Origin of the sequence: Streptomyces sp. ST2-7A (assembly GCF_021390475.1) — a bacterium.
Lineage (GTDB): Bacteria > Actinomycetota > Actinomycetes > Streptomycetales > Streptomycetaceae > Streptomyces.
Map to the genome: position 1 here is coordinate 25,593 of NZ_JAJUWS010000039.1, position 18,278 is coordinate 43,870.

At 75.0% G+C, this 18,278-nt stretch carries 9 protein-coding genes and 1 pseudogene; 5 read left to right on the top strand and 5 right to left on the bottom strand.

Annotation, left to right across the window (positions count from 1 at the left end; all coding sequences use genetic code 11):
• Positions 1-36: 36 nt before the first annotated feature.
• The 4 genes and pseudogenes from LZF96_RS20670 to LZF96_RS20685 form a co-directional block, all read right to left on the bottom strand.
• Complete coding sequence (locus LZF96_RS20670) at positions 37-1,740, bottom strand: alpha/beta hydrolase (RefSeq protein ID WP_233875079.1); 1,704 nt, start codon at positions 1,738-1,740, stop codon at positions 37-39.
• 199 nt (positions 1,741-1,939) lie between these two features.
• Complete coding sequence (locus LZF96_RS20675; RefSeq protein WP_233875082.1) at positions 1,940-3,571, bottom strand: alpha/beta hydrolase; 1,632 nt, start codon at positions 3,569-3,571, stop codon at positions 1,940-1,942.
• A 197-nt stretch (positions 3,572-3,768) separates the two neighbouring features.
• Positions 3,769-4,035: pseudogene (locus LZF96_RS20680) on the bottom strand (helix-turn-helix domain-containing protein); the annotation flags it as partial.
• Positions 4,036-4,155: 120 nt separating this feature from the next.
• Complete coding sequence (locus LZF96_RS20685; RefSeq protein ID WP_374203294.1) at positions 4,156-7,044, bottom strand: flippase-like domain-containing protein; 2,889 nt, start codon at positions 7,042-7,044, stop codon at positions 4,156-4,158.
• Between the two features lie 182 nt (positions 7,045-7,226).
• Here LZF96_RS20685 and LZF96_RS20690 point away from each other — a divergent pair, with 182 nt between their 5' ends.
• The 5 genes from LZF96_RS20690 to nudC all read left to right on the top strand — a co-directional run bounded on the left by LZF96_RS20690 (position 7,227) and on the right by nudC (position 17,605).
• On the top strand, positions 7,227-7,805 hold the full coding sequence (locus tag LZF96_RS20690; protein WP_374203290.1) for an MGMT family protein: 579 nt from the start codon (positions 7,227-7,229) through the stop codon (positions 7,803-7,805).
• A 430-nt stretch (positions 7,806-8,235) separates the two neighbouring features.
• Positions 8,236-11,550 (top strand): ATP-dependent DNA helicase, encoded by a 3,315-nt coding sequence (locus tag LZF96_RS20695; RefSeq protein ID WP_233875095.1) that lies wholly within the window; start codon positions 8,236-8,238, stop codon positions 11,548-11,550.
• Positions 11,551-11,889: 339 nt separating this feature from the next.
• The gene (locus LZF96_RS20700) at positions 11,890-12,600 is read left to right on the top strand and encodes a hypothetical protein (RefSeq protein ID WP_233875098.1); all 711 of its coding nucleotides are present in this window, start codon (positions 11,890-11,892) and stop codon (positions 12,598-12,600) included.
• Positions 12,601-13,162: 562 nt separating this feature from the next.
• A complete protein-coding gene (locus LZF96_RS20705) occupies positions 13,163-16,663 on the top strand; it encodes an ATP-dependent DNA helicase (protein ID WP_233875108.1) in 3,501 nt (1,166 codons plus the stop codon).
• Positions 16,664-16,672: 9 nt separating this feature from the next.
• The gene (nudC, locus tag LZF96_RS20710) at positions 16,673-17,605 is read left to right on the top strand and encodes an NAD(+) diphosphatase (protein WP_233875114.1); all 933 of its coding nucleotides are present in this window, start codon (positions 16,673-16,675) and stop codon (positions 17,603-17,605) included.
• A 93-nt stretch (positions 17,606-17,698) separates the two neighbouring features.
• On the opposite strand, the gene LZF96_RS20715 is transcribed toward nudC, so the two are convergent.
• The gene (locus LZF96_RS20715; RefSeq protein ID WP_233875116.1) at positions 17,699-17,941 is read right to left on the bottom strand and encodes a mycoredoxin; all 243 of its coding nucleotides are present in this window, start codon (positions 17,939-17,941) and stop codon (positions 17,699-17,701) included.
• Positions 17,942-18,278 lie beyond the last annotated feature (337 nt).

Here is an 18,278-nt window from a genome sequence, read left to right on the forward strand (position 1 = left end):
CTGTGGTGTCCCCGTCCGCTCGCCTTCCCTCCGTCGTTACGGTCGTTCCCGTCGGTATGTGCTCTCCTCGCCCCCTGGTCCCGGGTCCGGGGGCCAACGCGTCCGTTCGCACACCGTGCCGTCGGGTGGTGTGGCCCCCGACAGCAGGTGCGCGTCGACGGCGGTCACCACGCACGGGTCCCCACCGGTGTAGGCGCCGTGCCCCTCGCCCTCGAGGGTCAGCAGTATTCCGGTCCCGTCCCCCAGCGCCTCCCGCATCCGTTCGGCCCCCTCGTAGGGCGTGGCCGGATCACCGGTGGTTCCCACCAGCAGGATCGGCCGGGCGCCCGGGGCGTGGACCTCCGGCTGATCCCGCTCGGAGACCACCGGCCAGCCGTGGCAGGCCGTCAGGTCCCACACCAGGTAGGGGCCGAGCACGGGGGAGGCGGCCAGGAACTCCGCACGATACCGGCGCACCTCGGCGGGGCCGGGGCGGGAGGCGAAGTCGGCACAGTTCACGGCCGTGTTGGCGGCGTGCAGATTGCGGTAGCGGCCCTCCCCGTCGCGGCCGAGGTAGCGGTCGGCGGCCTCTAGCAGCCCGGTGCCGTCCCCGGCCAGCGCGCGGCCGAGCGCCGCCCGCAGCCGGGTCCGGCCGGTGTCGGAGTACAGCGAGCCGATCACGCCGTGGAGGGCGAGGCGCTGGGTGAGCGGACGGCCGTCGGCGGTCGGCAGCGGTCGGTCGGCGAGGCCCTCGAGGAGGTCGCCCACGACGCGGGCCCCCTCTCCCGGGTGGGTGCCCGTCGGGCAGTCGGCCCGCCCGGCGCAGTCGGCGAGGAAGACCTCCAGGGCGCGCTGGAACCCCTCGGTCTGGCCCAGTGACCGTTCCACCACGCTCCTCCCGGGGTCCACCACGGAGTCCAGCACCATCCGTCCCACCCGCTCGGGGAAGAGCCCCGCGTACACCGCGCCGAGTTTGCTGCCGTAGGAGGCGCCGTAGTAGTGCAACCCGGAGTCGCCCAGCACGTGGCGCAGCAGGTCGAGGTCGCGGGCGGTGTTGGCGGTGGTCAGATGCGGCAGCAGCCCACCGGCCCGTTCGGCGCAGCCGGCCGCGTACTCCTCGCGGGCGCGCAGCCACTCCTCCTCGCCCGCCGCGTCCCGGGGGAAACCGACCTCCCTCAGGTTCCGGTCCACCGCCGTGTCGTCCAGGCAGACCACGCCGGCGGAGGCGCCCACTCCGCGCGGGTCCATCCCCACCAGGTCGAAACCGGCGCGCAGGCCGGTGAAACGGTGTTCGAAGCCGGGCAGGGAGGCCACCGCAGAGCCCCCCGGGCCGCCGAAGTTGAAGACCAGCGAGCCGACCCGGGGAGTGGAGTCGTCCGGGAGAGCGCCGATTCGGATCAGCGCCAGCCCGATCGTCTCCCCGGTCGGGTCGGTCCAGTCGACGGGAACGGTCAGCCGGGCGCACTCCCAGGCCGTGCCGTCGGGCGGGGGAGAGGGGGCGGGCCCGCCGCCCTGCAACACATCCGGTGGACCGCAGGCGGACCACCGCGGGAGCTGATCGGTCAGGGAGGCCGGAAGCGGCGGTGTGTCGGGGGCGGCGTCGGGGCCGGAGCCGGTGCGGGCGTCGGGGCCCTCCCCCGGGCCGGGTTCGGTACCGGCGGGGATCGACTCCCCGGCGCCGACGGGGCCGTCGTCACCACCGATGGGACCCGAACAGGCCACGACGGGCAGGAGCAGCGCGCCGGCGAGCAGGACGGCCATGGCGCCGCCCGGACCGCGGCCCGGGGTCCGGCGCGGCGCGAGGGGCCCCGGGTCCCCGCGCCGCCGCCCGCCCCGCATCCCGCTCCCCGTTCCGTCAGCGCCGTTCCCGCCGCCCCGCCGTTCCTGCCCGAAGGCTACCGGGCGGTGCGCACGGTGCCGCCGGGTCCTCACCGCGGCGGGGACCCGGCGGCGGTCCGGGTCAGTCCGAACAGACCAGACCGTCCTCCGGCAGTTCGCCATCCAGCAGGTACCGGTCCACGGCCCGGGTGACGCACCGGCTGCCGCCGGTGTAGGCGCCGTGTCCCTCGCCCTCCCGGGTCAGTTCCACGGCCACGCCCTCGCCCAGCGCCTCCTTCATCGCGGCGGTGCCCTCGTAGGGGGTGGCCGGGTCACCGGTGGTGCCGATCAGCAGCATCGGGGCCGCCCCCTCGGCGTTCACGGTGGGCAGTTCGGCCTCGCCCTCCACCGGCCACTCGGAGCAGGCGAGCATCCCCCAGGCCATGCCCTCGCCGAAGATCGGGGACGCCTCCCGGAACTCCGGCAGCCGCTCGCGGACGTCCTCGACGGTGTAGCGCTCGCTGGAGTCGGCGCAGTTGATCGCCAGGAACGAGGACTGGAGCGTCGAGTAGCTCCCGTCGGATGAGCGACCGTTCATGGCGTCGCCCAGGACGCGCAGGATGGTGCCGTCCGGCTCCTCCTCGTCCAGGGCCTCGTCCAGCCCCTGGGTGAGGAAGGGCCAGAAGTCCCGCGAGTACAGCGACTGCGCCAGTCCGGACCAGGCCAGCGATTGGGTCAGCGGGCGATCGGGGTCGGCGGTCGGCATCGGCTCCTCGCGCAGGCCCTCCAGCAGGTCGGCCAGGATCCGCTCGCCCTCGGCCGGGTCCCCGCCCAGCGGACAGTCGTCCTCGCCGGCGCAGTCCGCCAGGAAGTTGCCCAGGGCCAGTTGGAAGCCGCGCGCCTGACCCAGCGCGCTCTCGGCGTCGGTCATCGTCGGGTCCACCACCGCGTCCAGCACCACCCGGCCCATCCGCTCCGGGTACAGGTGGGCGGTGACCGCACCCAGTTCGGTGCCGTAGGAGACGCCGAAGTAGTACAGCTCCGCGTCGCCCAGGACGTGTCGCAACAGGTTCAGGTCACGGGCGGTGGCGGTGGTGGTCAGGTGCGGCAACAGCTCGCCCTGCCGCTTCTCGCAGGCGTCCGCGAACGAGGCCAGCCGGTCGGTGTACGCCGTCACCTCCCCCTCGTCGTCCGGATCGGCGGGGGAGATCGGGGCGGCGAACCACTCGTCCAGCTCGGCGTCGTCCAGGCAGACCACCCCGGAGGAGCCACCCACCCCGCGCGGATCGAAACTCACCAGGTCGTAGCGCTCGTGCAGGGTCGCGTACTCGGGGCCGAAGGCGGGCAGCGTCACCACCCCGGAGCCGCCCGGACCGCCGAAGTTGAAGATCAGCGAACCGAGCCGCTCCGCCTCCGGGCCGGTCACCCGGGAGCGGATCAGGGCGAGGTCCAGGGTCTCGCCCTCCGGGTCCTCCCAGTCCAGCGGCACCGTCAGGTCGGCGCACTCCCAGGGGGAGTCCTCCTCCGCCGGGGGCGGGGTGCCCGCGTCCTCGCCCTGCGTCTCCTCGGCCGCCCCGCACCCGCTCCAGGAGAGGTCCTGCTCGGTCAGGGCGGGGGGCAGACCGGCGAGGTCGTCCCCGGTGACCGGGGCCGCCGCGCCGGGGGCGGGGGCGGAGCCGACCTCGGACCCGCAACCGGCGGCGGCCAGTACCGCGCCGGCGGCGAGCAGCGTTCCGGCGCGGCGCCGGAACGGAAGCTGACGGGCTCGGGACATAGGGCGGCACTCCCCTTCGGGTGGGCCGGAAGGGCCCGAATCGGGACGGACGGCCCATCATCGGCGCACCATCGGACCCGTCGCATACCCGGCACGGCATTCGGGTGACACCGTGATCACGCGGTGGAGTGGGCCCGGGACGGTGGGGTCGGAGTCGGTGGGAGCGAGGGGGATCGGGGGGCCGGACCGGGGAGGCGCGGTCCCCGCCGGCGCAGGAGCCGGACCCCGATGATGCGCCGTTCGGTAAGCCTCGGGGCCCGGCGCGGGCTGGTGTGCGGGCGGCCGGAGTGGTCGGCTATGCCTGCCTCGCCGTGCCGGCGGTGGCGATCGGCCCCCCGCTCGGCTGTGCTCACGGAAACCCGGAAGCGTTCCGCGGCCCGCCGCAGGGACCGGCCGGGCGCGACCACGCAACGGGCCGGGCGTGGGCGTCCGGTCTCGGTCAGGGGTGCATTATGGTGGGGCACGAGGGCCTTTCTGTTGGTGTAGACGTCGCAATCCACACCGAACCGGAAGGCCCTCGCCTGTTTCAAGATCCCTCAGCCGAGACCTGACTCACCCGTCCACAACCTTCCGGGGCGGAACACCTAGAGCGCCCCCTTGCGGGTGAGCGTGGTGAAGGCCATCCATCCCGGCAGCACCGGCAACCAGAAGGTCATCAGGCGGAAGAGCATCACCGCCGCCGCCGCCGTGTCGAGGGTCAGTCCGAAGGCCACCAGCCCGGTGATCAGCGTGGCCTCCACGGCACCGATACCCCCCGGCGTGGGGGCCGCCGACCCCAGCGCGTTGCCGGCGAGGAAGACCACCGCCACCGTCGCCATACTCAGTTCGCCACCGAAGGCCCGAACCGAGGCGTCCAGGCAGAGCACGAAGGACAGGGTCATCAACACCATGCCGCCGATGCCGCCCAGCAGCTTCCGGGGTCGCTGCACCACGTCCAGCATCCTCGGCACCACGCCGGCGAACAGCGAGCGCACCCGCTCGGAGACGAACTTCCGCAGCCCGGGGACGGCGGTCAGGATCAACACCGCGACCGCGACGGTCAACAGGCCGGCGATCACCGTCGGGGACGGGGAGAGCGTCGGCGTGTGCCGGCTGCCGGTGATGTACGCGAAGACCAGCAGCAGGGAGACCGCCGTGCCCAGGCCGAACAACTGGTTCGCGCCCACGCTGGCCACCGCGTGTCCCGGCCGCACCCCGGAACGCTGCAGGTAGCGGGTGTTCAGCGCCACGCCGCCGATCGCCGCCGGTGCCACCAGCTTCACGAACGACCCCGCCACCTGGGCGAGCACGGTCCGCAGGTAGGGCACCTTCTCCGGCACGAAACCCAGCAGGCTGATCGCCGCCGCGAAGTAGGTCAGCACGGCGAAGCCGGCCGCGGCCAGCGCCCACGCCCAGTTCGCGCCGTCCACGACCTCCCGGAAGTTGATGTGCACCAACTGGGTGACCAGGAAGTACGCCGCGAACACCGCCGCCAGCGCCATCACCAGGGTGCGCGGTCGGATCCGCTCCAGCCGGGCCGGCTCCACCGGCGCCTGGGGACGGATCTCCAGGATCCGGTTGCGGATCTCCGACAGCAGGTCCGGCTCCCTGGCGTCGGCCAGGGCCTCCTCCATGACCTGCTTCTCGGCCTGTTTCGCCGCCCGGATCCGCTTGCGGTCGGCGTCCTCCGGCACCCGCCCACCGGCCTCCCGGTAGGAACGGGTGGCGTCCAGCACGGCCTGCCGCTCACGGTGCGAGCGTTCCCGGCCCAGGTGGCGCAGGGTGTTCCGGGTGGCGCGGTTGAGCGCGATCGGTTGCAGCAGCGGCAGGGCGTCGGCGACCGCGTCGGGGCCCAGCTCGGCCACCGCGGCGGCCACCGCCCGGCCCGCCCCGACCCGCAGGCCGAAGGTGGTCAGCAGTTGCGCCACGTCCATGCGCAGCAGCAGGTCGCCCGCGGCGACCTCCCCGCCGCGCAGGTCGGTGAGGTGGAGTACACCGGCCTCGTCCACCAGCAGCGCGTTGGCCTCCAACCGCCGGTGCGCGATCCGGCGCGACTGCAGGGCCAGCACCTGACGCCAGGCGGACCGCATCAGCGCGTCGTCGATCTCGTCGTCCGGGACCGCGTCCAGCAGCCGGCCGGGGACGTGCTCGTAGATCAGCACGACCGCGTCCGTACCCAGCTCGGAGGTGGCGATCAGCCGGGGCGTGTTGGCACCGGCGGCACCGACCGCGTACGCCATCAGCGCCTCCTGTTCCAGCGCCTGGCGCAGGGTCTGGGAGCCGCGCGGTTGGTTGATGTTCCGCAGCGCTATCCGCCGCCACGCCCGGTAGAAGTAGCCGCGGGCCTGGTGCTCGCGATCCACCACCGTGACGTCCAGGGGCGGACCGGACTCCAGGGTCACCACGTACCGCCGACCGGGTTCCTCCCGATCGGCGGCGCGACCGCGCCCCTCGGCGGCCGGGACCACCGGGTCCTCGGCACGCATCGCGGCCACCGGCCGGAAACCCAGGCTGCGCAGGCCGGTCAGCAACTGTCGGCCGGTGGGTCGGGCGTTGGGGGAGCCGACGGCGTAGAGCGTGCCGTACGCGACCGACCAGCCGATCAGGACCGTGACCAGGATCGAGAACGGGGTGCTGTACCCGGCGACCAGCACCGACACCGCGTCCAGGATCAGCACCGACCACATGAGGATCCGCCACCGGGGACGGTGCGCCATGCCCACCGCCGTCATGTAGGCGATGATCGGAGCCAGGTAACCGTGGACGGCGTCGGTGGCGCCGCCGCCCGGCGCCCTGGCGGTCAGCGCGTCCTGCACCTCCAGCGGTGCCAGACGTGCCACCCAGAGGCTGAAGGACAGCGAGACGCCGTGCGCCAGCACCGCCGCCAATACGCCGTCCGCGATCCGCAGTCCGTCGCGTTTGATCAGCCGTTCCACGGCGAAGGCCACCGGCACCAGCAGCACCGCCACGCTGGAGATCAGTCCGGCGAAGCCGAAGAACATCGGCGGGGCGGACCCGGCGGCGTCGCCGATGTCCTCCTCCAGGCCCTTGGTGGTGCCGATGGCGAAGGTCGCGATTCCCAGCACCAGGACGATGCCGAGCAGGCCCAGCAGCATGCGCATCAGGTCGGCCGGGCGGTGCACCCGGGCGGCGAGGATCGGCTCGGCCGGCTCCAGCGCGCCGATCGCCTCCGGCGGGTGTGGTGTCGCCCCGGCGTCGCGCCGGCCGCCCGGACCCGGGCCGGCGGCCGGATGTTCGTCCCGGGTCACCGGTGGGTCACCGAGGGGGGTGGGGGCGTCGGGCTCGTCGGGGTGGTGGTCGCCCGTGACCGCGCCGTCCGTGGTGTCGCCGTCCGCGGTGGGGTCGGCGTTCCGAGGGGTCCCGGCGGAACCGGCCCCGGGAGTGCCACCGGTCGGGGGGCGCTCCCCGTCGTTCCCGGGGCGTGGTTCGTCCGGCGTCCCGGGGACGGACCGGGCGGATACGTCGGCCCGCACGTCCCGGCCCGGGGTGCCCACCGGCGCGGACACGGTCTCCCCGGCGGGTCGGACGGCGTCACCGGCCGATTCCCGCGTCTCGCGCGCCGATCCCTCGCCCCGTATCACCGCTCACCGCCGGCACGATACCGGGAGGCCCCGTTCGGGACGGGACGGGAACCGGATGGGGGACGATGGGGTGCGTGACGGAACCGACATCCCCGCCGGGGCGCGGGGAGACCCGGGATCCGGGGCGCGCCGGGCACGCCGAACCGGGGGGCGACCCGGGGGAACAGGGGGAGGAGCGGGAAGGAACCGTGGAACATGTGGACGACCGGGTCGATCGGGTCCTGGCGATTGCCGAGACGATCCCGCCCGGCCGTGTGCTCACCTACGGCGACATCGCCGCTCTGGTGGGATCCGGCGGACCGCGCGGGGTGGGGCGGGCGATGGCCCTGTACGGAGCGACGGTGCCCTGGTGGCGGGTGATCCGGGCCGACGGCCGTCCCCCCGCCGGTCACGAGGCGCGCGCGCTGGCGCACTACCGCGCGGAGGGCACGCCGCTGCGCACCCTCGATCCGCCGCGCGTCGATCTCGGTCGGGCCCGCTGGACGGCAGGGGGACCCGGTGCGGGTCGTGCCGGGGCCCCCGGTGGGGGCGTTCCCGACGGCGTGCCGGATCCCCCGGACGCCCGGGACATCCCGCCGGAGCTCGCCGCCGCCATCCCGCCCGACCGGCCGCCGGGTCACCACAACACCCCGCCGGGCGCGTCGGCACGCTGAGTGCGCTCCCGGCGCGCACGCCGGGTGGTCACCGTTCCTCGGACGCTCACCGCTCACATCCACCAGCTTCCGTCATCCCCCGTCGGGTGGGCCAACCGGCCCGCCCGACGGGGGACACCCTCCACGACCGTTCCGGGAAGCCCTCCGGTGTGCCCGGCCCGTGCCCCCGCATCCGTCCCTGCCGTACCGTCGGCACCACTGCCCGACCCGCTCCCGCTCCGGCGGGGTCCCCTCCCGAGAACCCGCGACGCCCGTGACGCACTCCGCTCCGTCCCCCGATCCGTTCCCGTCCTCCCGCCGCCCGTCCCACCCCCACCCTCCGGTCGAGGGGGGAATCGGCTCCGGCGCCGGCCCTGCCACCGGCGCGTCCGCGCCCCCGGCAACCCCGGAGGGGAGCGCCGGTGGACCCGCCGTCGGTGGCTACCGACTGGTGCGCGCCGACCCGGTGCGGTCGGACGAACGCGCCCTCACCGTCCCGGACGCCTCCCAGCGCGCGGTGGTTGAGCACACCGGCGGTCCGCTGCTGGTCCTGGCGGGTCCCGGAACGGGCAAGACCACCACTGTGGTGGAGACGATCGCCGCGCGCATCCGCCCGGGGACCGATCCCGAGCGCGTCCTGGTGCTGACCTTCGGCCGCCGGGCCGCCGTGCGACTGCGCGACGCGATGGCCACCCGCCTCGCCCGCGACGCCGCCGCGACCCCCGGACGCGCGCCCGCCGCCACCCCGATGGCGACGACCTTCCACTCCCTGTCCTGGGCCCTGCTGCGCGCCCACCGGGACCGCTCCCTGTACGCCGAACCGCCCCGCCTGCTCTCCGGCCCCGAACAGGACCTCTTCCTGCGCGAGCTGCTCGCCGGACAGGTCGAGCTGGAGCGCACCGGACGCGGCCGGTCCTGGCCCGACGAACTGCGGGCCTGCCTGACCACCCGGGGTTTCGCCGACGAACTGCGGGCCGTCCTCGCCCGCAGCCGGGAACTGGGCCTGGACCCCGACACCCTGGCCGGTTTCGCCCGTCGCGCCGATCGTCCCGATTGGGGCGCCGCCGCGGACTTCCTCGCGGAGTACCTGGACGTCACCGAACAGCAGGGCGTGCTCGACTACGCCGAACTGGTCCACCGGGCCGTACGCCTGGTGGAGGACCCGGTGGCCGGGAAACGGATCCGCGCCGCCCACGACCTGGTGGTGGTGGACGAGTTCCAGGACACCGACCCCGCCCAGGTGCGGTTGTTGCGGGCGCTGGCCGGCGACGGCCGGGACCTCATCGTCCTGGGCGACCCCGACCAGTCCGTCTACGCCTTCCGGGGCGCCGACGTGGGTGGCATCCGGGAGTTCCCGCACACCTTCCGCACCCGCGACGGCCGGCCCGCCCCGGTCGCCGTGCTGACCACCAACCACCGGGCCGGCGCCGCGTTGGTCGAGGCATCCGGCCGGCTGACCGCCCGCATGCCGCTCGCGGGCCTGCCCGCCGACGCGGTCCGCGCCCACCGCTCGCCGGTCGCCGTCCGCGCCGGCGGTCGGGTGCGCGTACTGACCTTCCCCGGCCCCGGCGCCGAGACCGCCGGCATCGCCGACCTGCTGCGCCGCGCACACCTGGAGGATGGCGTGCCGTGGCGGGAGATGGCGGTGCTGGTCCGCGCCGGAGCCCGCTCCCTGCCCGCCGTGCGGCGGGCCCTCTCGGCGGCCGGTGTGCCCCTCCACGTGGATGGCGACGACCTGCCGCTGCGACACGAACCGGCCGTCGCGCCGCTGCTCACCGCGCTCCGCGCGACGGCCGTGCCCGACACCCTCGACACCGGGACCGCGCTGGAACTGCTCACCTCCCCGCTGGGTGGCCTGGACGCCGGCGAGCTGCGCCGGCTCGGCCGCGCGCTGCGGGACGAACAGCGGGCCGCCGGCGAGACCGTCCCGGCCCCCTCCGAGGAGTTGCTGGCCCGGGCCCTCACCGAGCCCGAACGACTGGTCGCGCACAGCGCCCCGGCCGTCGAACGCCTGGGCCTGCTGCTGCGCGGGACCCGCGAGCTGCTCGCCGGCGGTGGGACCGCCGAGGCCGCGCTGTGGGAGCTGTGGGACGGCACCCCGTGGCCCCAGCGGTTGGAGCGGACCGCCCGGCGCGGCGGGGCGGCCGGTCGCAACGCCGACCGCGACCTGGACGCGGTGTGCGCCCTCTTCGACGCCGCCGCCCGGGCCGAGGAACGGGAGGGCGGCCGCGGCGCGCTCAACTTCCTCGCCGAACTCGAGTCGCACGACATCGCCGCCGACACCCGCGCCCCCCGGGCCCTGCGCCCGGACGCCGTGCACCTGATGACCGCCCACCGCGCCAAGGGGCAGGAGTGGTCGCTGGTCGTGGTGGCGGGCGTGCAGGAGGGGCTCTGGCCCGACCTGCGCCGACGCGGCTCGCTACTGGAGGCCGACCGGATCGGCCCGGACGGTCTGGCCGCCCCGCTGAGCCCCGCCGCGCTGCTGGCCGAGGAGCGGCGACTGTTCCACGTGGCCTGTTCGCGTGCCCGCGACCGGCTGGTGGTCACCGCCGTTCGGGGGGCCGATGACGGTGACCAACCCTCCCGCTTCCTGAGCGAGTTGGGGGTGGAGCCGGTGGACGTGACCGGCCGCCCGCCCCGTCCGCTGGCACCGGGCCCCCTGGTGGCCGAGCTGCGCGCCACCACCGTGGACCCCCGCGCGTCGCGGGCGCTGCGCCGGGTGGCGGCCCGCCGGCTGGCCCGGCTCGCGGCGTTGCGCGACGAGGAGGGCCACGCCCTGGTTCCGGCCGCCCACCCGCAGCGTTGGTGGGGGTTGCGCGAGCCCACCGACCCCGGGGTGCCGGTGCGGGACCCGAACGCCCCGGTGGCGCTCAGCGGCAGCGCCGTCGGCCGGTTGGTCGACCTGTGCTCGCTACAGTGGTTCCTGGGCCGCGAGGTGCACGCCGACGCCCCGGCCACCACCGCCCAGGGGTTCGGCAACGTCCTGCACGTGCTCGCCGACGAGGTGGCCTCCGGCTCCACCCCCGCCGATCTGGACGTGCTGATGGCCCGGCTGGACGGGGTGTGGGACGCCCTCGCCTTCGAGGCGCCCTGGCACTCCCGGCAGGAACGGGACCAGGCGCGGGCCGCGTTGGAGAGGTTCCTGCGCTGGCACGCGCGGCAGGGCGAACTCGGCCGCGAACCCATCGGCAGCGAGAAGGAGTTCGACGTCACGCTGCCGGCCGGACCGCACCGGGTGCGGATCCGGGGAGTCGTGGACCGGGTGGACCGGGACGCCGAGGGGCGGGTGTACGTCGTGGACTTCAAGACCGGCGGCTCCGCACCGTCCCGCGCGGAGGCCGAACAGGACCCACAGTTGGCGGTCTACCAACTGGCGATGCGTCACGACGCCGACCCGGCGGACGGGGCCGCGCGACCGGGCGGCGCGGAACTGGTCCACCTGCGGCTGGGCGCGCCCCGGGCCGAGGGCGGCCCGGCGCTGCCGCTGCTGCGGGTGCAGCCGGCACTGGGGGAGGGCGCGCTGGACGGCGGGTGCCCGGGATCGGGTGCCGAGGCCGCCCCGGGCGCCGACGGCGGCGGGGGCGGCGGGGGCGGCGACGGGGCGGGGGAGGCCGGTGACGACCGCTGGGTCGGCCGACTCCTGGCCGAGGCGGCGGGCCGGGTACTGGACGAGCGCTTCACCCCCGCCCCCGGCCGGCACTGTGGCCGGTGCGCCTTCCGGGGCGCCTGCTCGGGACGGGCCGAGGGACGCCACGTGGTGGAGTGACGCCACGCCCGTCGCAGGGGAACGCGGTGGCGGGTGACGGCCGGTCCGGTCCGGTCCGATCCGGTGTCGGCCCGGGCCCGGCGACGACGACCTCCACGGCGACGGACCGGTCGCGTCCCCGGGGGTGTGAACCCCGCGTGCCCGGGCAGGCGCGCACGGCACGGCCCGGCGGGGCCGCGGATGCCCATCCCCCTCCGTGTACCCTGTTCCGTCGCCGCTCCCGGGGGGCCACGCGGAACCGTGCGGGTGTGATCGGATGTCCTGGTTCTGTGAACAGGGCGTCCCGGTCACCGTCCCCGGGCGGACCGAAGAGCGCATCCCCGAACGAGGAGCACACCCTTGAAAGCCAAGACGACCGTTCTGTCCGTCCTCGCCACCGGCGCGATGCTGGCGGGCGTCACCGCCTGCGGCGGTGGCGGTGCGCTGGACGGCATGGACGCCGACGAGATCGCCGAGAAGTCCCGCACCTCCATGGCCGAGCTGTCCTCCCTGCGCATGGAGGCGGAGCTGGGCACCGCGGAGGAGGGCGGTGTCTTCGACGTGGCGATGTCCACCGACGGGGAGTGCCGCGGTTCCATGACCATGGAGAGCGCCGAGGTCGAGTTCCTGGTCGTCGGCGGCAGCTCCTACATGCGGGGCGACGAAGCGTTCTGGACGCAGCAGGGCATGGACGGCGCCGCGACCTCCGAACTCGTCGGCGACCGCTGGATCGTCGCCCCCGAGGGCCAGGGCGGCTTCGCCGAGACCTGTGACCTCAACCGCTTCCTCGCCGACCTGGAGGGCGGCTCGGAGGAGGACCGCGACTGGGAGCGGGTGGACGGGGAGAGCATCGACGGCACCGACACCGTCGGCATCACCCGCACCGAGGAGGACGGCACCGTCGTCACCGTCTACGTCGCCGACAACGACGACGCCCACATCCTGCGGATGGTCAACGAGAGCGAGACCGACGGCGGCACCGTGGAGTTCTCGGAGTTCGACGAGGACATCGATGTCGAGGCGCCGGCCGACGAGGACACCGTGGACTTCGCGGAGCTGATGGGCGGCTGACCCGAGCCCCCGCCACGGGGCCCGGACGGCATCCGCCGTCCGGGCCCCGTGGTGTGTTCCGGCCCCGTGGTGTGTTCCGGCCCCGTGGTGTGTTCCGGCCCCGTGGTGTGTTCCGGCCCCGTGGTGTGTTCCGGCCCCGTGGTGTGTTCCGGCCCCGTGGTGTGTTCCGGCCCGGGAAGGTGTCCTCCCCGGGCCGACGTGCCCGCCGAACTCGCCGGGCGTGTGGTTCGCCCCCGGGGCGGTGGCACCCCCGGGCCCGTGAGTCGATCCCCGGTCGGGGAGCCCGGCCGGGGTGCCACGGACCACGTGTGCGGGTGCCGACCCCGGGGCCGACGGACGCACACGTGGTCCACGCGTTCGGGTGCCGACGGTTCCCCACCCCGTGGCGGGCCCGGCGGGTCCGGCGGGCCCGCCACGCCGGGGTGTGTCCCCGACGGCGCGCGGCGTGGCGGCGGTCACCGCGCTCGGGGGCGACCCCGGTCGGTGCCGACCGTTAGCCTGTCGGACTGTGTCCGATCGATCCGCCTCCCACCCGATTCCGTCCCCCCGTTCCGCCGGGGGGATGTCGCGTGCCCGGATCCGTCGCCCGGACGACCTGGTGGAGTTGCTCGGCATCCCCTTCACCGACGAGCAGATGGCCTGCGTCACCGCCCCGCCCGAGCCGCAGGTGATCGTCGCCGGCGCGGGCTCGGGGAAGACCACCGTGATGGCCGCCCGGGTGGTGTGGTTGGTCGGCACCGGACGCGTCGCCCCCGAACAGGTGCTCGGCCTGACCTTCACCAACAAGGCGGCCGGCGAACTCGGCGAGCGGGTCCGCACCGCGTTGCGCCGCGCCGGCGTGCTCCCCGCCCCGGGTGCGCCCGCTCCCGCCCTCCCCGGCACGGGGGAGGGCACGGAGGGCGAACCACACGCGGGCGAACCGGAGATCTCCACCTACCACGCCTTCGCCGGGCGACTGCTGACCGAACACGGCCTGCGGGTGGGGGTGGAACCCTCCGCCCATCTCCTCGCCGACGCCTCGCGCTTCCAACTCGCCGCCGAGGCCCTGCGCGCCGCGGCCCCCGGCTTCGTCGCCCCCACCGGCACCTCCACCGGCACCACTCGTGGTTTCCCCGACCTGGTGCGGGACCTGGTGACCCTGGACGGCGAACTCTCCGAGCACCTGGTCGAACCCGCCGCGTTGCGGGCCCTGGACGCCTCCGTCCGGGCGGAGATCGCAGCCCTGCCCCGCCCCAACGCCGAACTGCGCCGGATCGCCGAGGCCGCCCGGGGGCGGGTCGAACTCCTGGGCCCGGTGGAGGAGTACCGCTCCCGCAAACGCGCCCGCGACCTCGTCGACTTCGGCGACCAGCTCGTCCTCGCCGCCCGGCTCGCCCGCGACATCCCCGCCGTCGGCCGGGCCCTGCGCGAACGCTTCGCGGTCGTCCTGCTCGACGAGTACCAGGACACCTCCGTCGCCCAACGTGTCATGCTCTCCGGCCTGTTCGGCGACGGCACCGGCCACGCCGTGACCGCCGTCGGCGACCCCTGCCAGGCCATCTACGGCTGGCGCGGTGCCTCCGTCGCCAACCTCGACGAGTTCCCCGAACACTTCCCGCACCGCGACGGCACCCCCGCCCGCCGTCACTCCCTGACCCAGAACCGCCGCAGCGGCGGCCGACTCCTGAGCCTGGCCAACGAACTCGCCGCGCCGCTGCGCGAACGCCACCCCGGTGTCTCCCCGTTGCGCCCCGCCCCCGACGCCGACGCGGAGGGGCGGGTGCGCTGCGCCCTGCTCCCCACCCATGCCGAGGAACTGGCCTGGCTCGCCGATTCCATCGCCCATCTGGTGAACACCGGCACCCCGCCCGGCGAGGTCGCCGTGCTGTGCCGCACCGCCGGGGACTTCCCCGCCATCCAGCGCGAACTGGTCGCCCGCTCGGTCCCGGTGGAGGTCGTCGGCCTCTCCGGACTGCTCCACCTCCCCGAGGTCGCCGACCTCGTCTCGGTCTGCCGGGTGTTGGTGGACCCCACCGCCAACGCCGACCTGGTCCGGATCCTCACCGGTCCCCGTTGGCGGATCGGCCCCCGGGATCTCGCCCTCCTCGGCCGCCGCGCCCGGATCCTGGTCCACCGCGAGCGAACCACCGGGGAGACCCCCGATCACCGCCTGGCCGCCGCAGTCGAGGGCACCGACCCCGCCGAGACGGTCTCCCTCGCCGACGCCCTGGACACCTTCGTCGGCGGCGACCGGATCGGTGACGTCGGGCTCGACGAACCCGCCGACGACCTGCCCTTCTCCGACGAGGCCCGGATCCGTTTCGCCCATCTCGCCGCCGAACTGCGGGAACTGCGCCGGGGCGTGGCCGATCCGCTGATGGACGTCCTGCACCGGGTGCTGACCGTCACCGGCCTGGAGATCGAACTCTCCGCCTCCCCCAACGCGCTGGCCGCCCGGCGCCGCGAGACCCTCGAGGCGTTTCTCGACACCGCCGCCTCCTTCGCCGCCAACGGCCGCCGCACCGCCGTGGACGGCGACACCCACCTGCCCGCCTTCCTCGCCTTCCTGCGTGCCGCCGAGCACTACGACAAGGGATTGGACGGCTCGCTGCCCGGCGGCGACGACACCGTGAAGGTGCTCACCGCGCACAAGGCCAAGGGCCTGGAGTGGGACGTGGTGGTCCTGCCCGGCCTGTACCGCAAGGGCTTCCCGCAGGAACGGGGGCAGGACTCCTGGTTGCGCCACTCGCACGTCCTGCCGCAACCCCTGCGCGGGGACGCCGCGACCCTGCCGGCGGTCCGCGAGTGGAGCGCCGGCGCGCTGCGCGAACACGCCGAGGAGGAGAAGTCCCACCGCGGATTGGAGGAGCTGCGGCTGGGATACGTCGCCTTCACCCGCCCCCGGTCCCTGCTGCTGGGGTCGGCCCACCGGTGGGGTCCGGAACAGAAGCTGCCCCGGACGCCCTCGGAGTTCCTGCTGGCGCTGCGCCGGCACTGCGAGGCGGATCCCGCGCACGGCGAGGTCGAGGCGTGGGCCGAGGAGCCGGCCGAGGGGGCGGAGAACCCCCTGCTCGCGGCCGATCGCGGGCCGGGGGAGTGGCCGATGCCACTGGACCCGGAGGCCGGTGCGCGGCGACGGGAGGCGGCGCGCCTGGTCCTGGCCGAGCTGCGCGGGTTCGCGGGGGCGACGGCCGGCGCCGGAGTGGTGGCCGGGGCGCCGGTCGAGCCGGATGGGCCGGACTGGCCGGACGGGGTTTCCGCCGCTCCGTCGGTTCCGCCGCCGCGCGCCGGAGCGGCGGTCCCGTCCGGCGCCGCGCCCGACACACCGGACACACCGGACACACCCGATGATCCGGACGACACGGTGGGGCTGACCCCGGAGGAGCGCCGGCTCGTCGCCTCCTGGGACCGCGACCTCGGCGCGCTCTCCGAGGAACTGCGCCGCGCCCGCTCCCGGGTCCGCGAGGTCCCCCTGCCGCTGTCGCTCTCGGCCTCACAACTCCAACGGCTGGCCGCCGACCCGGAGGGTTTCGCCCGCGAGCTGGCCCGACCCATGCCCCGCCCCCCGCGCCCCGCCGCCCGCCGGGGCACCCGCTTCCACGCCTGGGTGGAATCCCGCTTCGAGGAACTGGAGCTGCCCCTGCTCGGTGAGGACGAGCACCCCGGCGGCGACCCGGAGGAGGACCCCGCCATCCGGGACGAGCGCGAACTGTCCGCCCTCAAGGAGGCGTTCGCCCGTACCCCGTGGGCCCACCGCACCCCCCACCGGGTCGAGGCGCCCTTCGAACTGCGACTCGCCGGCCGGGTGATCCGCGGCCGGATCGACGCCGTCTACCGCACCGGCGACGGTTGGGAGATCATCGACTGGAAGACCGGTCGGAACCACTCCGCCGACCCGTTGCAACTGGCCGTCTACCGGCTCGCCTGGGCGGAGCGGCACGAGCTGCCGCTGTCCCGGGTCTCCGCCGCCTTCCTCTACGTGCGCACCGGCGAGTTGGTGCGGCCGACGGTGCTCCCCGATCGGGCCGGGCTGGAGGCCATCCTGCGGGGGGACGCGTCATGGGCCCTCAACCTCCCCGGCTAGGCTTTCACCATGCGCAACACTCCGGACAACGCCGTCCAGCCGATCGTCATGACCGGAACCGGCGGGATCGACCGGGACGCCGGCCGGCGAATCGACGAGGCGTGGCTCGGGGCGGCGTGGAGTCATCCCAGTACCCGGGTCTTCGTGGTCTCCTCCGGCCGCGCGCTGATCGAGGACACCGCCGACGGGCGCACCGAACTGGTGACGATGCCCTCCTTCGACGCGCCCCTGACCGAGGCGCACCGCTACTACCTGGGAACCGACGCGGAGGGCGTGCGCTACTTCGCACTCCAGAAGGACGAACTGCCGGGGCGCATGGACCAGGCCGCCCGTCCGGCCGGCCTCCGCGAGGCCGCCGCCCTCCTGGGCGACCGTGACGCCGCGCTCCTGGTGCACGCGATCGCGCTGGAGAACTGGCAGCGCATGCACCGCTTCTGTTCCCGCTGCGGGGAGCGGACCGTGATCGCGGCGGCAGGCCACATCCGACGCTGCCCCTCCTGCGGTGCGGAGCACTACCCGCGCACCGACCCGGCGGTCATCACCCTGGTCACCGACGACGAGGACCGGATCCTGCTGGGCCGGCAGGTGCACTGGCCCGAGGGGAGCTTCTCCACTCTCGCCGGGTTCGTGGAGCCGGGCGAGTCGCTGGAGGAGGCCGTGGTACGCGAGGTCGAGGAGGAAGTCGGCATCGCCGTCTCCGAACCCCGTTACGTGGCCAGTCAGCCGTGGCCGTTCCCGTCCTCGCTGATGCTGGGCTTCTTCGCGGCGGCCCGGGACACCGACATCCGGGTGGACGGCGAGGAGATCGAACAGGCCCGCTGGTTCTCCCGGGACGAGCTGCGGGCCGCGATCGAGTCGGAGGAGGTCTCACCGCCCTCCGGTATCTCGATCGCGGCCCGGCTCGTGGAGATGTGGTACGGCGGACCGCTGCCCCGCTCCTGAGCGGGGACGGTCCGCGGCCCGTCCCGGTGACGTGGCCCGTCCCGGTGACGCGGCCCGTCCCGGTGACGCGGGTGGGCCACGGGGCGGGGGAGGTCAGGCGACGAGCTTCGCCTTCACCTGGGCCAGCGAGGGGTTGGTGAGGGTGCTGCCGTCGTCGAACAGCAGGGTGGGAACCGTCTGGTTGCCGCCGTTCGCCTTCTCGACCAGCTCCGCCGCGCCCGGGTCGTGCTCGATGTTGACCTCGGTGTAGGCGATGCCCTCGCGGTCCATCTGACCCTTGAGCCTGCGGCAGTAGCCGCACCAGGTGGTGCTGTACATGGTCACGGTGCCGGCCATGGCGATCGTCGGTCCTTCCCTCGGGGGCGGTGGGGGACGCGGGAGGCGTCCGGCCGGTGAACGTCCCGCGCGGCGCGGACATTCCCGGGGGCCGGGGGCGAGCCGGCAACCGGGACACGGCATCGACGGGCCGGGAGCCGGGGAGTCGTGGTGCGGGCACTCGCACGGGTTTCACGGTCCTCGCCCCCGGGACCGTCGATGTCGACGCCGTTTCCGTCCCCGGAGACGAGGCCCGTGCCCGGCGATGATCCGACGAACGCCGCCGGCTGTGGATGAGCGGTGCCCCGCTGTCCGTCCGGCCTGGCAGCATGGGCCGGGTGACAGCAGCGACGCCCCC